The sequence below is a fragment of the Mycobacterium avium subsp. avium genome (assembly GCF_009741445.1).
In the GTDB taxonomy this organism is placed as follows: domain Bacteria; phylum Actinomycetota; class Actinomycetes; order Mycobacteriales; family Mycobacteriaceae; genus Mycobacterium; species Mycobacterium avium.
Genome location: NZ_CP046507.1, coordinates 708,189 through 724,894 on the forward strand (window position 1 = coordinate 708,189; position 16,706 = coordinate 724,894).

The following is a 16,706-nucleotide window of genomic DNA, read 5'->3' on the forward strand; positions in this document are numbered from 1 at the left end:
CGCTGCTGTCCACAGTAGGCCGGGTTCGGCCCGACCCCCACCCGAATCGCCGCGGGTCAGCCCCGCCGGCCGGTGATGAGCCGCTGCACGCTGCGCGTCAGCGACCGGGGAACGTGGTCGGGGTCCATCAGCTCGTTTTCGGCCAGCGGGCCGGCCTCGTTGGCCACGGTGCGCTCGGTGAACGGCCGCAACGTCTTGCCGTCGCCGCGAAGTTCCTCGACCGCGGCCAGCAGCGACCCGCGATCGGCGATCGCCTCCTGCAGGGTGGCGACCGGTACACCGAGATGCTCGGCCACCAATTCGTTTCGCACCGAGGTGATTTCGCGCCGCACGTCGTCGTGCTGCGAGCCGCGCGCCTCGATGGCCACGTCGCATTCGCTGTCGAACCCCATCGACCGGTTGTTGAAATTCGACGAGCCGATGCGCAACAGCCGATCGTCGACCGCCAGCACCTTCGAGTGGATGTAGATCGGCGCACCGCCGTCGGTCACCGGCCAGTAGACACCGAGGCGATGGTGCTCGTCGGCGTCCCACAGCAGTCGGATCAGGCGGTGGCGCGCGCTGTCCATGGTTCCGCGTTCCAGCGGGTTGTTGCCTTTGCGCGCGAGCACGATGACGATCTGCGGGCCGTGTTCCTCGCGCAGCCGCTGCGCCAGCGCCTGGGCAATGGTTCGCGACGCCAGGTATTGGTTTTCCACATAGATGGTGTCGCGGGCTGCCGCGATGGCGGCCAGGTTGAGCGCCTCGACCTGGCGCACCTCGGGCCGATCGTCGAGATCCGGCAGCGTGAGCGCGATTCCGACGTCGACGTTGTGCAGGGTCGGCCGCAGCTTGCTGGGCCACGCGCTGTGTTTGGCGGTGACCGGTGACAGCGATTGCTTGGTGGCGGTCTGCCACCGGGTGCGGGCTTGCTCGCCGAGGGCCCGTGCCGCCGCGCCGTCGACCGCCACCCCGACGTCGTGCCGCGGCCCGTAGCCGCGCCCGGCCGTGCGGCGGCGCCGGCTGGTGTGCTCGTGCGCGCGGGTGTCCCACCGGTCGAGGGTCAGATCGATACCGCCGCAGAACGCCACCGCGTCGTCGACGACGACGATCTTCTGATGATGCACCGAGCCGACCGGGTGGGCGCCGTCGATGGCGAAGTGCATTCGCCTGCTGCTGATCTGGTTCAGCAGCGACACCGGGGTGAGCCCGAACCACAGTCCGTCGAGCGCCGGAAGCAGGCGCAGGTTGGACTTCAGCAGGTGGATCTGCAGGGCGGGGCGTTTGCGCACCATCCAGAAAAGGAAGGCGCCCAACTGGTTTGGGCCGGGCAGTGTCTTGTCGCCGCGTTCGAAGGTCACGCGGGAGTCGAAGTCCCAGCCGACCAGCATGATTCGATGGCGGGCGCGCAGCATCGCCGCCTTGACGTGCCGGAAGTAGTCGGCCGCGTCGATGATGGCGGCGAACCGATCGGCGCGCGCCGTGCGCCAGCACGTCTGGCCGGGGGTCAGCAGCGCGGGCATACGACTGTGTACCACACCCCAGCCGGGGGCCGGGATGCGTCGGCGGCCCGTCTGTACGAGGATGAAGCGATGCGAATGCTTGCGCTGCTCGCCGGCTTCGCCGTGCTGGCCGGGATGGCCGCGCCGGCGCACGCCGATCCGGCCGGCACCACGGGATCCGACGCCAGCTTCCTGGCCGCGCTCAACCAGGCCGGCATCACCTACCAGAACCCGGCGACCGCCATTGAAGTGGGCAAACGGGCGTGCGAGCTGATGGACCAGGGCAGCCCTCAGGTCGAGGTCATCAAGAACGTGTCGTCGAGCAATCCGGGGTTCACGGTGGACGGCGCCGCCCAGTTCACCATGATTGCGGCCAGTGCCTACTGTCCCCAGCATCTGGGGCAGCGGGTCGGGCCGGGCTAGCTGCCGGCGCTACACCGATTGGAAGCTGCGCTCGACCTCGGCGCGGCTGCGCACCTGGTCGGTGCCCAGCACGTAGCTCGGCACCGTGTGCGGGACGGTGGTGCCACCCCTGACCCGGGCCTGAGCCTGCCGGAACTCGGGGGCCGGGCCCGACGCGGCATGGATGCCGTTGATGATCGCCCACACCGCACTGCGACGGGCGGTGCGCTCGATGATGTTGCAGTCGCGGTGCTGCAACATCTGCTTGGCCCATTTCGGCATGGTGTCGCGGATGGCCCAGTCGACGGCGGCCTGCGGCATGGCCACGTTGGGGCCCGTGCCCATCGCTTTGCCATGCGTGACAGCCAGTTTCGGCAAGTAGGATTCCAGGCACTCGAGTGTCTCGGCCTTGGTGGCGGGCAGATCGGTGCCTCCCAGCGCGTGCCCGACGCGGACGAACTCGCCGTAATAGCGGTCGAGTGCCTTGCCGCGCAACGGCATTGGGTGATACAGCTCGTGCGCGGTGGCGATGCCCCAGACGACCGTCGCGTAGTTCCAGCGCAGCCATACGGGATCGTCGGCGTCGTAGCGGGCCCCGTCCGGGCGAGTGCCCTTGATGGTGTGGTGCATCGCCCGCACGGATTTCGCCAGCCGTTCGGCGGTTTCGGTCGACCCGTAGGCGGTGCCGATGAAGAACGCCACCGAGTGGCCCAGCCGGGTCGCCGCACCCTCGGGATCGATGACCGGCACGTGGGACACCGGGTTGCCGTTGCTGTCCCGCTTGATCAGTCGCGAGTGATGCATGCCCATCCAGTAGATCGACGGGTCGAGGGTTTCCATGAAGGCCGCACACTGCAGGCCGAAGATCAAGGCCGGCAGGTGCGAATGCACCCGCCACACGGCGCTGTCCGGACCGAACCAGCCCGGATCGCCAACGGGCGCCGCGAACTCCATGCCGCGGAAGAAATACCGCCGCATGTTGTCGTCCAACTGCTTGTTGATCAGCTGCCCGATGATCTGGTGTGGCAGGAACACAGCGCACTCCCTCAAACTTTGGTCACGGCTGTGACCAGAATATGTTTCTGGCTACAGGTGTGACAAGACCGGGGCGATGTCGACTTAGGCTGTAGGGATGTCCAGCCCCAGCCGGTGGGCCGGTGTACCGCTCAAGGACCGCCGCGCCGAGCGACGTGCGCTGCTGGTCGAGGCCGCGTATCGGCTGTTCGGCAGCGAGGGAGAGGCGGCCGTCTCGGTGCGCTCGGTGTGCCGGGAGTGCGGGTTGAACACCCGGTACTTCTACGAAAGCTTCCGCGATACCGACGACCTGCTCGGCGCGGTCTACGACCGGGTCAGCGAGCAACTCGAAGAAGTGATCGCGGCCGCCATCGAGCAGGCCGGGGATTCGCTGCGCGCCCGGACCCGGGCCGGCATCGCGGCGGTGCTGGGCTTCTCCTCGGCCGATCCGCGCCGCGGCCGGGTGCTGTTCACCGATGCCCGCACCAACCCGGTGCTGGCAGCCCGGCGCCGCGCCACCCAGGACATGTTGCGCCAGGGGGTGCTGAGCGAGGGCTGGCGTCTGAATCCGCGCTCCGATCCGGTGGCCGCCGAGGTGGCCGCGGCCATGTACACCGGCGCCATGGCCGAGCTTGCCCAGCAGTGGCTGGCCGGTCATTTGGGCGGTGATCTCGACGCCGTCGTCGATTACGCTTCGAAGCTGGTGCTGCGGTAGCGGGGAGTGCGGTCATGGCGCGGATCGACAATGCGATGGACCCGGTGCGGCGCGTGCTGCGACACCAGATCAGCGTCGGCGCGCTCATCGAGTTGGCGGTGTGGCTGGCGATCCCCTACCTGTGTATCGGCTTCGCGTGGACCGTTTTTCACGCCGATCAGTCCCACCGAATCCAGGCGCGGATCGAGGCGGTGTGGCCCGCCGGCGCCGACGTCGCGGCCTTCGGGGTGGCCACGGCGTTGTGGCCGGCGTCGCTGCAAATCGCCGACGCGTGCCCGGCGCCGTAGCCGACTTTCGCTCCGAACACGTGCGCGACGGCACCGTTTGCTCCTAGGCTGACACACCATGTCCATCGACCGATTCGGCCTCCTTGCGGGCACCATCCGGCTGGCCTCCGGCGTCTCCTTCCTCGTCGATCCGCTGCGCGCCAACAAGTTGTGGGGCGATCCCGAGGAGCCGACGCCCACCGCGCGACTGTTGTTGCGGTCCATGGGTTATCGCGACGCGTTGATCGGTGCGCTGCTCGCCGGGTCGGCCCTGCGCGGCAAGAACACCCGCGGCTGGTTCCTGGCCTCCGCCGGCGCGGACGTGTCCGACCTGGTCGGCGGGCTGAGCGTGCACGACCAGCTGCAGGCGTCGCAGAAGATCATCGGCCTGGGCGGGGCCGCCGTCGGGATCGCCACCGGGTTGTGGGGCGCGGTACGCCCGGCCATGCGCCGGCCAGCCCGGGTCGTGGCCGAAGAAACCGGCTAACGTAACCTCAAGTGCCGCAGAAGGTTTGGTACTTTCCGAAATCCTCGGGGGCGGGGCTGGCGTAGCGCTCGAAGCCCGGGCGTTCGGTGTAGGGCGCCGTCACCGCGGCGAGCAGTTGGTCGAGCGGGTCGAGGTCGCCATCGGTCGCCGCGGCGAGCGCCTCCTCGACCAGATGGTTGCGCGGAATGTAGATCGGGTTGACGCGATCCATCGCGTCGGCGTCGGGACTCAGCGCCCGCCAGCGCGCCAACCACGCGTCGAAGCCGGGCAGGTCCATGAACATTTCGCGGGCCGGTTCGGCGGCCGACCTGTCGTCGCCGCGCGCCGCCCGGCCGAGCTGGCGGAAGAAGGACGTGTAGTCGACGTGGTTGGCCTTGAGCAGGGCCAGCAGTTCGTCGATCAACGCCGCCGCGAATTCCGCGTCGACCTGCGCGGGCAGGCCGAGTTTGGCCCGCATCCCGGCGGCCCACACCGCGTCATAACGGGTCTGGAAGACGCCGAACGACCGCTCGGCGAGCGCGATCGCCTCCTCGGTGTTCTCCGAGAACAGCGGCAGCAGGGTCTCGGCGAAGCGGGCGAGGTTCCATCCGGCGACGACCGGCTGGTTGCCGTAGGCGTAGCGGCCCCAGAAATCGATGGAGCTGAACACCGTGTCGGGGTCGTAGGCCTCCATGAACGCGCACGGCCCGTAGTCGATCGTTTCCCCGGAGATGGTCATGTTGTCGGTGTTCATCACGCCGTGCACGAACCCGATCAGCATCCACTGGGCGATCAGCGACGCCTGGGCCGCGACGACGGCCTCGAACAGGGCCAGGTAGGGCTGCTCGGCGTCCGCGGCGCCGGGATGGTGGCGGGCGATCGCGTGGTCGGCCAGCCGGCGCAGCAGGTCCCTGTTGCCGGTCGCGGCGGCGTATTGGAAGCTGCCCACCCGCAGGTGACTGCCGGCCACTCGGGCCAGAACCGCGCCCGGCAGCGTGGCCTCCCGGTACACCGGGCGCCCGGTGCCGACCACGGCCAGCGATCGGGTGGCCGGCACGCCCAGCGCGTGCATCGCCTCGCTGACGACGTATTCGCGCAGCATCGGGCCCACCGCGGCCAGCCCGTCGCCACCCCGGGCGAACGGCGTCGCACCGGATCCCTTGAGGTGGATGTCACGCAGCCGACCCTCGTCGTCGACCAGCTCACCGAGCAGCAGGGCGCGCCCGTCGCCGAGCCGGGGGACGAAGCCGCCGAACTGATGCCCGGAGTAGGCCTGGGCGACCGGGGCGGCGCCGGTGGGCACCAGGTTTCCGGTCAGGAACCGCAGCCCGTCGGGACCGCGCAACCAGCCGGTGTCGAGGCCAAGCTGGGTGGCCAGGGGTTCGTTGAGCACCAGCAGCCGCAGCTCGGGGAAGGTCTCGGCCTGCCAGCGGACCGCCAGTTCCGGTAATTCGCGGAAAAACCGGTCCTGCAGGGCAACGGTGGTCTCCGGTGCGACGCTCATCTCACCGAGGGTACGGAAACTCGGGTCGGCCCCGGGCTAACCGATGGCCCGGCCGATCAGGTCGCGGGCGCGATCGAGCATCGAGGCGAACGGGCCGACCGCGAAATTCAGCGTCGCCGATTCCACACCGGGATGCGGGTGGGTCGGGGCGATGGCCTCGGCGGCGCGCACCGCGGTGCCCATCCGCTTGAGGTCGTCGCTGTCGAGGCGCTGCAGGGCCGGGAATTCCTCGTTTTCCTCCCGGGTGGCGTGTTCGAGCACGGCTTCTCGCAACTTCGTCACCTCGTCGAGGAACTGGTCCGTGGTGCTGTCCAGCTTTTCGATCGCCGACAGCAGTTCCTTGGCGCTGTGCTCTTCGTGCAAGCGGGCGTCGACGACCGCGTCGCCGGCGTCGGCTTCCTTGCGTGCCCGCGGATGCACGAGCATTTCCTCGGCGGTTTCGTGCACCGCCAGCAATTGGCGCAGCGTCGCGAAGGGCTCTTCGCGCGCTTTGGGATCGGTCGCGTGCAGCACCTGGTCGAACATGTCCTCGATGAGGTTGTGCTGTGCTTTCAGGAACGCGACGACTTCGTCGGGCGATTTGACAATCATGTCGGCCATCGCCGATACCTCCTGTGTCGGCAGAGTGGGATACGCACGTTCGGGCTGCGTGCGGCTGGCCCAGGCATACCCGCCGGCCGAGTCGCTAAACGGTGGCGCGTATCGCGTTGCTGCACAGCCGGTTTCATCCTTGGCGGCGGTCTTGGCGGCTCGTGGTGCGCTGCCATAAGTGACCTCGAGTGGCGACTGGGCAGGGTAACCGAAACCACGGGTCCGGGATACTCGCTACGGTTAGGGACAACACGCCCGTCCGGAACACACAGAGACGACAGATCAGCCGAAATGTACGAACAGGTCAACAGCAGCGCCGCCGAGCCCGACGACATCGGCTCTCGCATCGACCCGGTCCTGGCCCGGAGTTGGCTCCTGGTCAACGGCACGCATCCCGACCGTTTCCAGTCCGCGGTGGACTCCCGCGCTGACATCGTGGTCTTCGACATCGAGGACGCCGTCGCGCCCAAGGACAAGAACGCCGCCCGCGACAACGTGGTGAGCTGGCTGCGCGCCGGCAACGTCGACTGGGTGCGCATCAACGGGTTCGGCACGCCCTGGTGGGCGGATGACCTGACCGCCCTGGCCGGCACACCGGTCGGCGGGGTGATGCTGGCGATGGTCGAATCGGTCGATCACGTCACCGAGACGGCGAAGCGGCTGCCCGACGTGCCGATCGTCGCCCTGGTCGAAACGGCCCGGGGCCTGGAGCGCATCACCGAGATCGCCGCCACCAAGGGCACCTTCCGGCTCGCCTTCGGCATCGGTGACTTCCGCCGCGACACCGGTTTCGGGGAGGACCCGGCCACGCTCGCCTACACTCGTTCCCGCTTCACCATCGCCTCCAAGGCCGCCGACCTGCCCAGTGCGATCGACGGGCCGACCATCGGCTCCAATCCGCTGAAGCTGATCGAGGCCACCGCGGTGTCCACCCAATTCGGGATGACCGGCAAGATCTGCCTGACCCCGGACCAATGTTCCGTCGTCAACGAGGGCCTGTCGCCGTCGCAGGACGAAATAGCTTGGGCGAAAGAGTTTTTCGCCGAGTTCGAGCGTGACGGGGGAGAGATCCGCAACGGCTCCGACCTGCCCCGCATCGCCCGGGCCACCAAGATCCTCGAGCTGGCTCGCGCGTACGGCATCGAGGCGCTGGACATCGACGAGGAAGAACGCGACCACTCACCCGCGCCGTCGGACACCTACCACTACTGAGGCGTCAGGCGGCATGTCGTGCGAACGCGACGGCGACGCGGACTTCGACCTTGCTCATCGTGATCGCGGGAGCCCGCGGCGGGGCCGTCGACCGGTAGGTCTGGCCGGTGGGCGTCGTGAAAAGCGCTGTGTGGATGTGGGTTTCGTCAACGCCGGCGCTCACCGTCCAGCCGGCGGTTTCCTTGACGTAGTTGCAGTGCTCGCATAGCCCCAGGCCGTTGCCCGCGCTGGTCGCGCCGCCGTCGGCCCACGGCTGTGCGTGGTCGCGGTGCCGGATCGGCGCGTCGCAGTACGGGGTGCGGCAGCGCTGATCGCGTAGCCCGATGAACCGCGCCAGCCCCTGCGGGAACAGGCGCGCCCGCGACTCCATGGCCACCAGCGCCCCGGCCCGCGGGTGCGCGTAGAGCCGGCGCAGGGTGGCCCGCGACCTCGGGTCGGCGGCCGCGTTGGCGACCATGCGGCGGGCGACCGCCGCGGGAATCGGGCCGTAGCCACTGATCTCGCCCGGCGCATCCGCACCGCCGAGCAGCGTTTCGTCGGACAGCACCAGGTTGACCGCGACCGGGGTGGGCACCGTCGCGCGGCGGCCGGTGACCCTTTCCACCAGGGTGTCGGCCATGACCTGTCCGCGCGGGCGCCCGTCGCCGCGGGTGTCGGCCTCGCGGCGCAGCGCGGCATACACCGAAACCCCTTGGGCCACGGGCAATAACGCGGTCAGGTACGTCATCGTGTCGGGCGCGGGCCGGATGGTGACCGTGCGGTCGTTCTCCGCCTTGGCCGCCCGCTCCACGACGGCATGCGGATCGAGCCGGTAGGCGATCGCCTTGGCGGCCGCGGCCACCCGCGCGTCGCCCATGCCGCTCAGGCCCGCCGGGTCGGCGCACAGCTCCGCATCCAGGGCGCGACGGTCCTCGGCGTCCAGGCAGGCGCTCTCGCGCACGATCAGTGTGGCCCGCCATTCGGAGAGCGCCCCGCACTCCAGCGCCGCCAGCGTGTGCGGCATTTCGTGCACCAGTGCCTTGGCGAAGCCCAGATGCCGACCGCCGCGCGCCGGCGAATCCCGCCGCGCCAGCGCGACCTCGCTGGCCACCCCGCGTCCGCGGCGCGCGGCGGGCACCCCGGCGGCCGCTTCGGCCGCTCGGCGCGCCGCGTCCAGTGCGGCCGCCGCCCGGGCCTGGGCCGCGGCGGCGGCGCACTTGAGCGTCTCCAGCTCGGAGATGCGCTCTATCAGCGCCGATTCGCCGGCCGCCGGGTCGACCGCCATCCGTGATTCGAACACGTGTTCGATCTTAGCAGGTTCCGCTGACGCCCGCCCGTCGCTAGCCTGGATGGGTGAGCGCCGGCAGGCGGATCCAGGTGGCGCGGGTCTATGACAAGGTCGGTCCCGACGAGGGACAGCGTGTGCTGGTCGATCGGATCTGGCCGCGTGGCGTGCGCAAGGACGATCCGCGGGTGGGCATCTGGTGCAAGGACGTCGCACCGTCCAAGCAGCTGCGCGAGTGGTACCACCACGAACCGGAGCGGTTCGACGAATTCACGTCGCGATACAAGAGCGAACTGCGGGGCAACCCGGCGCTCGACGAGCTGCGCGCGCTCGCCAAGCGCGGCTCGGTCACCCTGGTCACCGCGACCCGCGACCTGGACATCAGCCAGGCGGCCGTGCTGGCCGAGCTGCTGAAAAGCGGCTGAGCACGGGCAACGGTCGGGCGGATGAGCGGCGTCGAGCCCATTCTGCCGCGGGAGTTGACCGATCTTCCCGAGGCGATTCGCGGTGTCCCGGCGCCGCCCGTTCCGGCATTGCCGCAGCCCTACGGGTTGCGGGTCGTCGACCCCGATGCCGACGCGGAGACGGTGTGCGAGTGGATGAGCCGCCCGCATCTGGTGCAGGCATGGGAGTCCAACTGGCCGCTGGCCCGGTGGCGGCGTTATCTGCGGGCCCAGCTGGACGGAGAGTTCTCTCGCCCGCTGATAGCCACGCTGGACGGGGTGGACCGCGCGTATCTCGAATTGTACCGGGCGGCAAAGGATTCCATCGCCACTCGATATGAGCACCACCCGCATGATCTGGGGTTGCACGTCGCGGTGGCGGATCTGGACCACATCGAGCGCGGCCACGTCAGCTATCTGCTGCCGCATCTGGTGGTCAGCCTGTTTTCGCTCGATCCGCGCTGCCGGCGGATCATGTTCGATCCCGACCACCGTAATGTGTTGGCGCGCAGGTTCTGTGAACGTGGCGGGTGCACGTTTCTCGGCGAGCATGACATGGCGAACCGGCGCATGGCGCTCTACGTGCTGCCACGGACCCCCGACGACGTGCCCCGGCGCCGCGACGCCTGACGGCGCGCGCTCACACCAACTGGGCCAGCTGCTGTCCGATGAACGCCGCCGCCCCACCGAGCACGACGCTGACCACGATGTTGGCCAGCGCCGCGCGCAGCTGACGCTCCTCGCCCAGGCGCTGCGTCTCCAGCATCCAGGTCGAAAAGGTGGTGTAGGCGCCGACGAACGCGGTGCCGGCCAACAGCGCCGCCTCCCTGCTCAGCGCCAGGCCACCCAGGAAGCCGAGAAGCGCTGCGCCGCTGAGGTTCACGACGAGGGTGCCGAGCGGAAACGGCCGCGATGCCCGGCGCGCCACCGCACCGTCGACGACGAACCGCAGCACCGATCCGACGCCGCCGATGAGCGCGACGCCGACCCAGACCGCGACCGTCGCCATCGGCGCACCCGGACCCGGCGCACCAGTTTGGTGGCCAGGTGCACGGCCAACAACCCGGCCGCGATGCTGGTCAGGGTGTAGCCGGCCGCCAGGCCCCAGTGGTGGTGTTCGAGCATGGTCAGCGTCTCGACCTGCATCGTGGAGAACGTGGTGAGTCCGCCACAGAATCCGGTGCCCAGCAGCGGGCGCCGGTAGCTCGACGTCGGCAATCGCTCCAGCAACCGGGTGGTGAAGTAACCCACCAGGAAGGCGCCGACGATGTTGACCGTGAACGTCGGCCACGGCCAGCTCGCCGGGTCGCCCGCCGCCAGCGCGCTCAGCGCGGCGCGGGCCAGCGAACCCAGCGCCCCGCCGGCGAACACCGCGGCCAACTCGCGGTAGTCGTGTTGCGCCACTGGCGTGAATTCCCTTCGTTCGCCGCTGCGCTATGCAGCGTATGGGGGCTCGCAACACCGGCGCCGCCGGGGCGACACGGAGACGGGCAGAATTGGAAATCATGGTGGCCAACTCTCGCGCCGGTCAGCCGGCCCAACCCGAAGACCTTGTCGACCTGCCCCACCTGGTGACGGCCTATTACTCGATTCAGCCCGATCCCGGCGACGTCGCCCAGCAGGTGGCGTTCGGCACGTCGGGTCATCGAGGTTCGGCGCTGGCCGGGGCGTTCAACGAGGCGCACATCCTGGCGATCACCCAGGCCATCGTCGAGTACCGCGCCGCGCACGGCATTTCCGGCCCGTTGTTCATCGGCCGGGACACGCACGGCCTGTCGGAGCCGGCCTGGGTATCGGCGCTGGAGGTGCTGGCCGCGAACGACGTCGTCGCCATGATCGACTCCCGCGACCGCTATACGCCCACCCCGGCGGTCAGCCACGCCATCCTGAGCTACAACCGCGGCCGCACCGAGGCGCTGGCCGACGGCATCGTCGTCACGCCCTCGCACAACCCGCCCTCGGATGGCGGCTTCAAATACAACCCGCCCAACGGCGGGCCCGCCGACTCGGACGTCACCAACGCAATTGCCAAGCGCGCCAACGAGATTCTGCGCGACGGCGCCGGCGTCAAGCGGGTGCCGCTGGCCCGGGCCCGGCGGGCCGCGCAACGCCACGACTACCTCGGCAACTACGTGGACGACCTGCCCAACGTGGTCGACATCGACGCCATCCGGTCGGCCGGCGTGCGGATCGGCGCCGACCCGCTGGGCGGGGCGAGCGTGGACTACTGGGGCGAGATCGCCGAGCGGCACAACCTGGACCTGACCGTGGTCAATCCGCTGGTCGACGCGACGTGGCGGTTCATGACGCTCGACCACGACGGCAAGATCCGGATGGACTGCAGCTCGCCGGATGCGATGGCGGGCCTGATCCGGACGGTGACCGCCGACCCCGGCCGCTTCCAGATCGCCACCGGCAACGACGCCGACTCCGACCGGCACGGCATCGTCACCCCCGACGGGGGCCTGCTGAACCCGAACCACTACCTGGCCGTGGCCATCGAATACCTCTACACCCAGCGGCCGTCCTGGCCGGGCGGCATCGCCGTCGGCAAGACCGCGGTGAGCTCGTCGATGATCGACCGGGTGGTGGCCGGCCTCGGCCGCAAGCTGATCGAAGTGCCCGTCGGCTTCAAGTGGTTCGTCGACGGACTGATCGGCGGCACCCTCGGATTCGGCGGCGAGGAGTCGGCCGGGGCGTCGTTCCTGCGGCGCGACGGCTCGGTGTGGACCACCGACAAGGACGGCATCATCCTGGCGTTGCTGGCCTCGGAGATCCTGGCGGTCACCGGATCGACTCCGTCCCAGCGTTATCAGCGGCTCACCGCGCAGTACGGGACGCCGTGCTACGCGCGGGTCGACGCGCCCGCCGACCGCGACCAGAAGGCCCGGTTGTCGAAGCTCTCCGCCGAGCAGGTGACCGCGACCGAGTTGGCCGGGGAGCCGATCACCGCGAAGCTGACCGCGGCGCCGGGCAATGGCGCCCCGCTGGGTGGATTGAAGGTGACGACGGCCAATGCCTGGTTTGCCGCGCGGCCGTCCGGCACCGAGGACGTCTACAAGATTTATGCCGAATCCTTCAACGGGCCGCAGCATTTGGCCGAGGTGCAGGAAACCGCGCGCGAGGTGGTTAATAAAGTCATCGGGTGACTTTTTCCCTCCGTCCTGCGCGCTTGGGGGAGCGTGCGCCGCGTCCTGGTCCGCTGCCGCGCGAAGTCTGGATCCTGAGCTGGGCGAACGTCATGGTCGCCTTGGGCTACGGGGTCATCTCGCCGGCGCTGCCGACCTTTGCACGCAGCTTCGGGGTGAGCATCAAGGCGGTGACTTTCCTGGTCACCGTCTTTTCGTTGAGCCGGTTGTGTTTTGCGCCGATCAGCGGGCTGCTCACCGAACGATTGGGGGAGCGGCGAATCTATATCGGGGGTTTGCTGATCGTGGCGGTGTCCACCGCCGCGTGCGCCTTTTCCCAGGCGTATTGGCAGTTGATGCTGTGCCGGGTGTTCAGCGGCGTCGGGTCGACGATGTTCTACGTCTCGGCGCTGGGGCTGATGATCCACATCAGCCCTGCCGACGCGCGTGGCCGGATCGCGGGACTGTTCACCACCTCGTTCATGGTGGGCGCGGTCGGCGGTCCGGCGGTCGGCGGCCTGGCGGCGGGGTGGGGGTTGACCGCCCCGTTCGTCGTGTACGGCGTCGCGATGTTGGGTGTGGCGCTGGTGCTGTTCCTCGGCCTGCGCAATTCCGCGCTGGCCGCACCGCCACCCCCGACGCGATCGACGGTCACGATGCGCGAAGCGCTGCGGGTACGCGCGTACCGGTCGGCGCTGCTGTCCAATTTCGCGACCGGCTGGTCGGCCTTCGGGCTGCGCATGGCACTGGTCCCGCTGTTCATCTCCGACGTCATGGGTCGGGGTATCGGCACCATCGGCGTGGTGCTCGCCGCGTTCGCCGGCGGCAACGCGCTGGCGGTGGTGCCCAGTGGCTACCTATCGGATCGGATGGGGCGGCGGACGTTGTTGATCGTCGGGCTGGTGACGTCCGGGGCGGCGACGGTCTGGCTGGGTTTTGTCGCGTCGCTGCCGGTGTTCCTGGTGGCGGCCGGCGTGGTCGGCGTGGTCACCGGGATCTACATGTCGCCGCTGCAGGCCGCGGTCGCCGACATCCTCGGCAACGAGGCGCGCGCCGGCCTGCCGGTGGCCACCGTGCAGATGATGTCGGACCTGGGCGCCATCGTCGGGTCCATGGCGGTGGGCTGGGCGGCCGAGCAGATCGGCTACGGCTGCGGCTTTTTCATCAGCGGGGTGGTCCTGCTGATCGCCGCCGTCGGCTGGGTGATGGCGCCGGAAACGCGGACGGCGACGGAGCTGGAGGCCGATCTGATGGCGGCGGAGTCGGACGTCGAGCCGGTGTGAACAGCAACTTTGAAGGACGGTTACCGGTGGTGTAGCTTCGATGGGCACGACTTCTCGGGGCTATGGCGCAGCTGGTAGCGCACCACACTGGCAGTGTGGGGGTCAGGGGTTCGAGTCCCCTTAGCTCCACTCAGTTTGATTCCGGCATTAGCTTTTTCGCACTCGTCTGTGCCGATTTTGCTCGCGCCCGCGGTGGTATCACTCTGGTATCATCGATCCTCATGGGAATGACCTTGCGCCCCAGCGAGCAGCAGGCAGAAGCGCTGCGCCGGCAGGCCACGGCCGAAGGGCGCTCGATGCAGGCTGTTGCGTTATCGGCCATCGACGAGTACATCGCCCGACGAGCGCACAAGACTAAGGTTGCCGCGGCGCTGCAACGGGTCGTCCGCGAGGAGGCCGGGGTTTTGGAGCGTCTTAAGGACGCGTGACCGAGTTCCTGAACCTCGAAGACTTGCTAGACATTGCCCGCGCGGCCGTCGGGACCAATGTCGTGGTCGCGGACTACGGCTTGCTTGAATCGGCTCTGGCACGGCCTCGCGCCTCGGCGTTCGGCCGGGATGCCTACCCGGATCTGCACGTGAAGGCCGCCGCACTGCTGCACTCCCTGGCCCGGAATCACGCGCTGGTGGACGGCAACAAGCGACTCGCTTGGACGGCCTGCCGGACCTTCCTGGCCATCAATGCGCACTGGATTGAAGCGCCGGAGGATGAGCGCTTCGACTTCGTGATCGGAGTCGCTACCGGTGCATTGACCAGTCTGGACGAGATCGCGGAACGACTGCGCAGGTGGAGCTACCAAGAGGACTGAGTCCGACGGCAATCTCGACGACGGCCGCGACGGAGTCAGACGACGGCTAGCAGAGGACTGCGGCCGAGAACCACCCGCCGGCCACCAGCGCGATGAGCAGCGCGGCGGTGGGTTGCCCCATGGCCGCGGCCGCGATGGCGCCCACGATTGCACTGATCAGGACCGTGACGGTCAGGAAGGCGACGAGCACGCGATGTGAATTGACAGCCGCACCGGCACGGGGGGCGATGACGGCCTTACGAGAGCGATCCACGCCAACCATGAAATCTCCTCCGGTGTGACGCCTGCAACAGAGCGCGCCGATGTGTGACTTACATCACTATACTGCGAGACCGCCGATTAGGTTTTCACCGCGAAGAGCATTACTCTTTCCGGCGGTTCGTCCGCGACTCAGGAAAGCAGCCATGCCTGTTCAGCCCACATTGCTGCGCCGACAAGCACTGCGCAGTGCCCGCCGACAGCGGGTCGCTCCCCGCCTGAAGTGCCCGATGGTCGGCCAGTGCTTCGACATCGAAGTCACTCGTGACGCCGACGGATGGATGATCCGGATCCCCGAGTTGGGCAGGGTCGCCCGCGCCGCCAGCCGGGCCACGGTCGAGGTGGCCGCCCGCGAGTGCATCGCCACCTGGACCGGCATCCCGATCGGTTACGTCGCCGTCCACGTGGTGAGCGAGGCTCGCTAGCCGCTCGGCGCGACCGCGATCGATTTCGTGTCGAGATAGCCGTCGAGCCCCTCGGGCCCCAGCTCGCGGCCGTAGCCGCTGGCCTTGACACCGCCGAACGGCGCGAACGGGTCCATGGTGTAGCCCTGGTTGACGCCGACGGTGCCGGTGCGAATCCGGGTGGCCAGCGCCAGCGCGCGGTCGGTGTCGTCGCTCCACACCGACCCGGCCAGGCCGTAATCGGAGTCGTTGGCGATCGCCACCGCCTCGTCGTCGTCGCGGTATGGGATGACGGTGATGACCGGACCGAAGATCTCCTCGCGTGCGATGCGCATGGCGTTGCCGGCGGCGGCGAACAGGGTGGGCCGGACATACCAGCCGCGGTCGAGCCCGTCGGGCATATCCGCACCGCCGACCACCAACCGCGCCCCCTCCTGCTGGCCGATCCGGACGTAGTCGCGGACCCGCTGCTGCTGGCGGCGCGACACCAGCGGACCGAGGTCGGTGTCCGGGTCGGCGGGGTCGCCGACCCGCAGGCCGCTCATCTGGGCGGCGAGCGCGTCGACGTAATCGTCATGGCGCGCTTGGGGAACCAGCACCCGGGTCAGCGCATTGCAGATCTGGCCGCTGTTGGACAGGCTGGCCGCGCGCACCCCGGCGGCCACCTTGTCCGGCGGCGCATCGTCGAGCACCAGGGCGGCGGACTTGCCGCCCAGTTCCAGACTGACCTTGGTGAGGTTGGCCGCGCAGGCCGCGGCGACGGCGCGCCCCGCGGCCGTCGAGCCGGTGAAGGACACCTTGTCCACGCCACGGTGCCCGGCGAGGTAGGCGCCCAGCGCGGCGTCGCCGGGCAGCACGCTGACCGCGCCGGGCGGCAGGTCGGCCTCGGAGATCATCTCGGCTAAAAGCAGTGCGTCCAAAGGACTTTCGGGTGCCGGCTTGAGCACGACGGTGCAGCCGGCCAGCAGGGCCGGGATGAGTTTGGTGACGATGAGGAACTGCGGCATGTTCCACGGCACGATCGCCGCGACGACCCCGACGGGTTCCCTGCGCACGTACACGTCGCTCCCGAAGAACCCGGGCCTGGTCTCCTGCCAGGGATGGCGCTCGGCCAGATCGCAGAACGCGCGGATCATGAAGGCGGGCAGGCCCACCTGGGCACGCCGGGCGAAGCTGATCGGGGCGCCGATCTCGGCGGTGATGGTGTCGGCCATCTCGGCGCGGCGCCGGTCGTAGATGTCGGCCAGCCGGCGGATCGCGGCGATGCGGTGTGACGGCGCGCCGCGGCTCCACGGTCCGGCGTCGAAGGCCGCTCGCGCCGCGGCCACCGCCCCGTCGACGTCGGACGGTGTCGCCGCATCGACCTCGGCGACGGGCTGCTCGGTGTGCGGCGAGATGACGCGGATGACGTCGGCGCGCCGGCCGTGTCCGTCGGTTCGCACTGCGGCGTCGTGGTCCATCCGCGCC

20 protein-coding genes, 1 tRNA gene and 1 pseudogene are annotated in these 16,706 nt (G+C 69.3%); 13 read left to right on the forward strand and 9 right to left on the reverse strand.

Annotated elements, in window-relative coordinates; genetic code table 11:
• Positions 1-56 precede the first annotated feature (56 nt).
• Positions 57-1,502, reverse strand: a complete 1,446-nt coding sequence (locus MAA44156_RS03550; protein ID WP_009978404.1) for a phospholipase D-like domain-containing protein — start codon at positions 1,500-1,502, stop codon at positions 57-59.
• A 69-nt stretch (positions 1,503-1,571) separates the two neighbouring features.
• Between MAA44156_RS03550 and MAA44156_RS03555 the strand changes: the two genes are divergently transcribed.
• Positions 1,572-1,904, forward strand: a complete 333-nt coding sequence (locus tag MAA44156_RS03555; protein WP_033715299.1) for a DUF732 domain-containing protein — start codon at positions 1,572-1,574, stop codon at positions 1,902-1,904.
• 9 nt (positions 1,905-1,913) lie between these two features.
• Here MAA44156_RS03555 and MAA44156_RS03560 read toward each other — a convergent pair whose 3' ends face one another.
• Complete coding sequence (locus MAA44156_RS03560; protein WP_009978401.1) at positions 1,914-2,918, reverse strand: oxygenase MpaB family protein; 1,005 nt, start codon at positions 2,916-2,918, stop codon at positions 1,914-1,916.
• 97 nt (positions 2,919-3,015) lie between these two features.
• On the opposite strand from MAA44156_RS03560, the gene MAA44156_RS03565 reads away from it, so the two are divergent.
• Genes MAA44156_RS03565 through MAA44156_RS03575 form a run of 3 tightly spaced genes read left to right on the forward strand, consistent with a single transcriptional unit; the run spans position 3,016 to position 4,365 of the window.
• Entirely contained in the window at positions 3,016-3,612 is a 597-nt protein-coding gene (locus tag MAA44156_RS03565; protein WP_009978399.1) for a TetR/AcrR family transcriptional regulator, read from the forward strand.
• Positions 3,613-3,626: 14 nt separating this feature from the next.
• Positions 3,627-3,899, forward strand: a complete 273-nt coding sequence (locus MAA44156_RS03570; RefSeq protein ID WP_009978398.1) for a hypothetical protein — start codon at positions 3,627-3,629, stop codon at positions 3,897-3,899.
• Positions 3,900-3,957: 58 nt separating this feature from the next.
• Positions 3,958-4,365, forward strand: coding sequence for a DUF4267 domain-containing protein (locus MAA44156_RS03575; protein WP_009978397.1), 408 nt, complete (start codon positions 3,958-3,960; stop codon positions 4,363-4,365).
• A gap of 7 nt (positions 4,366-4,372) precedes the next feature.
• On the opposite strand, the gene MAA44156_RS03580 is transcribed toward MAA44156_RS03575, so the two are convergent.
• Positions 4,373-5,848, reverse strand: a complete 1,476-nt coding sequence (locus tag MAA44156_RS03580) for a protein adenylyltransferase SelO (RefSeq protein WP_009978395.1) — start codon at positions 5,846-5,848, stop codon at positions 4,373-4,375.
• 36 nt (positions 5,849-5,884) lie between these two features.
• Positions 5,885-6,448, reverse strand: a complete 564-nt coding sequence (locus MAA44156_RS03585; protein WP_009978394.1) for a hemerythrin domain-containing protein — start codon at positions 6,446-6,448, stop codon at positions 5,885-5,887.
• Between the two features lie 282 nt (positions 6,449-6,730).
• On the opposite strand from MAA44156_RS03585, the gene MAA44156_RS03590 reads away from it, so the two are divergent.
• Positions 6,731-7,651: an HpcH/HpaI aldolase/citrate lyase family protein gene (locus tag MAA44156_RS03590; protein WP_009978392.1), complete on the forward strand. Its 921-nt coding sequence runs from the start codon at positions 6,731-6,733 to the stop codon at positions 7,649-7,651.
• 4 nt (positions 7,652-7,655) lie between these two features.
• On the opposite strand, the gene MAA44156_RS03595 is transcribed toward MAA44156_RS03590, so the two are convergent.
• A complete protein-coding gene (locus MAA44156_RS03595) occupies positions 7,656-8,930 on the reverse strand; it encodes an HNH endonuclease (protein WP_065371003.1) in 1,275 nt (424 codons plus the stop codon).
• Between the two features lie 53 nt (positions 8,931-8,983).
• Here MAA44156_RS03595 and MAA44156_RS03600 point away from each other — a divergent pair, with 53 nt between their 5' ends.
• Both MAA44156_RS03600 and MAA44156_RS03605 read left to right on the forward strand, forming a co-directional pair.
• Positions 8,984-9,340 carry a DUF488 domain-containing protein gene (locus tag MAA44156_RS03600; RefSeq protein WP_009978389.1) on the forward strand — a complete coding sequence of 119 codons (357 nt, stop codon included), beginning with the start codon at positions 8,984-8,986 and terminating at the stop codon, positions 9,338-9,340.
• Between the two features lie 21 nt (positions 9,341-9,361).
• The gene (locus MAA44156_RS03605) at positions 9,362-9,988 is read left to right on the forward strand and encodes a GNAT family N-acetyltransferase (protein ID WP_009978387.1); all 627 of its coding nucleotides are present in this window, start codon (positions 9,362-9,364) and stop codon (positions 9,986-9,988) included.
• A gap of 10 nt (positions 9,989-9,998) precedes the next feature.
• Here the strand turns inward: MAA44156_RS03605 and crcB (MAA44156_RS03610) are convergent, their stop codons facing one another.
• Entirely contained in the window at positions 9,999-10,367 is a 369-nt protein-coding gene (gene crcB / locus MAA44156_RS03610; RefSeq protein WP_029248568.1) for a fluoride efflux transporter CrcB, read from the reverse strand.
• Positions 10,367-10,762: pseudogene (gene crcB / locus MAA44156_RS03615) on the reverse strand (fluoride efflux transporter CrcB); the annotation flags it as partial. The gene crcB (MAA44156_RS03610) and the pseudogene crcB (MAA44156_RS03615), both read right to left, overlap by 1 nt.
• Before the next feature lie 101 nt (positions 10,763-10,863).
• On the opposite strand from crcB (MAA44156_RS03615), the gene pgm reads away from it, so the two are divergent.
• From pgm to MAA44156_RS03640, 5 genes are all read left to right on the forward strand, one after another.
• Positions 10,864-12,507, forward strand: coding sequence for a phosphoglucomutase (alpha-D-glucose-1,6-bisphosphate-dependent) (gene pgm, locus MAA44156_RS03620; protein ID WP_009978383.1), 1,644 nt, complete (start codon positions 10,864-10,866; stop codon positions 12,505-12,507).
• 92 nt (positions 12,508-12,599) lie between these two features.
• Positions 12,600-13,769: an MFS transporter gene (locus MAA44156_RS03625; RefSeq protein WP_009978382.1), complete on the forward strand. Its 1,170-nt coding sequence runs from the start codon at positions 12,600-12,602 to the stop codon at positions 13,767-13,769.
• 56 nt (positions 13,770-13,825) lie between these two features.
• Positions 13,826-13,898 (forward strand) — tRNA-Ala (locus MAA44156_RS03630).
• 92 nt (positions 13,899-13,990) lie between these two features.
• Complete coding sequence (locus tag MAA44156_RS03635) at positions 13,991-14,197, forward strand: hypothetical protein (protein ID WP_009978381.1); 207 nt, start codon at positions 13,991-13,993, stop codon at positions 14,195-14,197.
• Complete coding sequence (locus MAA44156_RS03640; protein WP_009978380.1) at positions 14,194-14,577, forward strand: type II toxin-antitoxin system death-on-curing family toxin; 384 nt, start codon at positions 14,194-14,196, stop codon at positions 14,575-14,577. Before MAA44156_RS03635 ends, MAA44156_RS03640 begins: the two co-directional genes overlap by 4 nt.
• 46 nt (positions 14,578-14,623) lie before the next feature.
• Here MAA44156_RS03640 and MAA44156_RS03645 read toward each other — a convergent pair whose 3' ends face one another.
• Entirely contained in the window at positions 14,624-14,839 is a 216-nt protein-coding gene (locus MAA44156_RS03645) for a hypothetical protein (RefSeq protein WP_003874885.1), read from the reverse strand.
• A 226-nt stretch (positions 14,840-15,065) separates the two neighbouring features.
• Here MAA44156_RS03645 and MAA44156_RS03650 point away from each other — a divergent pair, with 226 nt between their 5' ends.
• Entirely contained in the window at positions 15,066-15,260 is a 195-nt protein-coding gene (locus MAA44156_RS03650) for a hypothetical protein (RefSeq protein WP_009978379.1), read from the forward strand.
• Here MAA44156_RS03650 and MAA44156_RS03655 read toward each other — a convergent pair.
• A complete protein-coding gene (locus MAA44156_RS03655; RefSeq protein WP_009978378.1) occupies positions 15,257-16,699 on the reverse strand; it encodes an aldehyde dehydrogenase in 1,443 nt (480 codons plus the stop codon). The genes MAA44156_RS03650 and MAA44156_RS03655 overlap by 4 nt on opposite strands.
• Positions 16,700-16,706 lie beyond the last annotated feature (7 nt).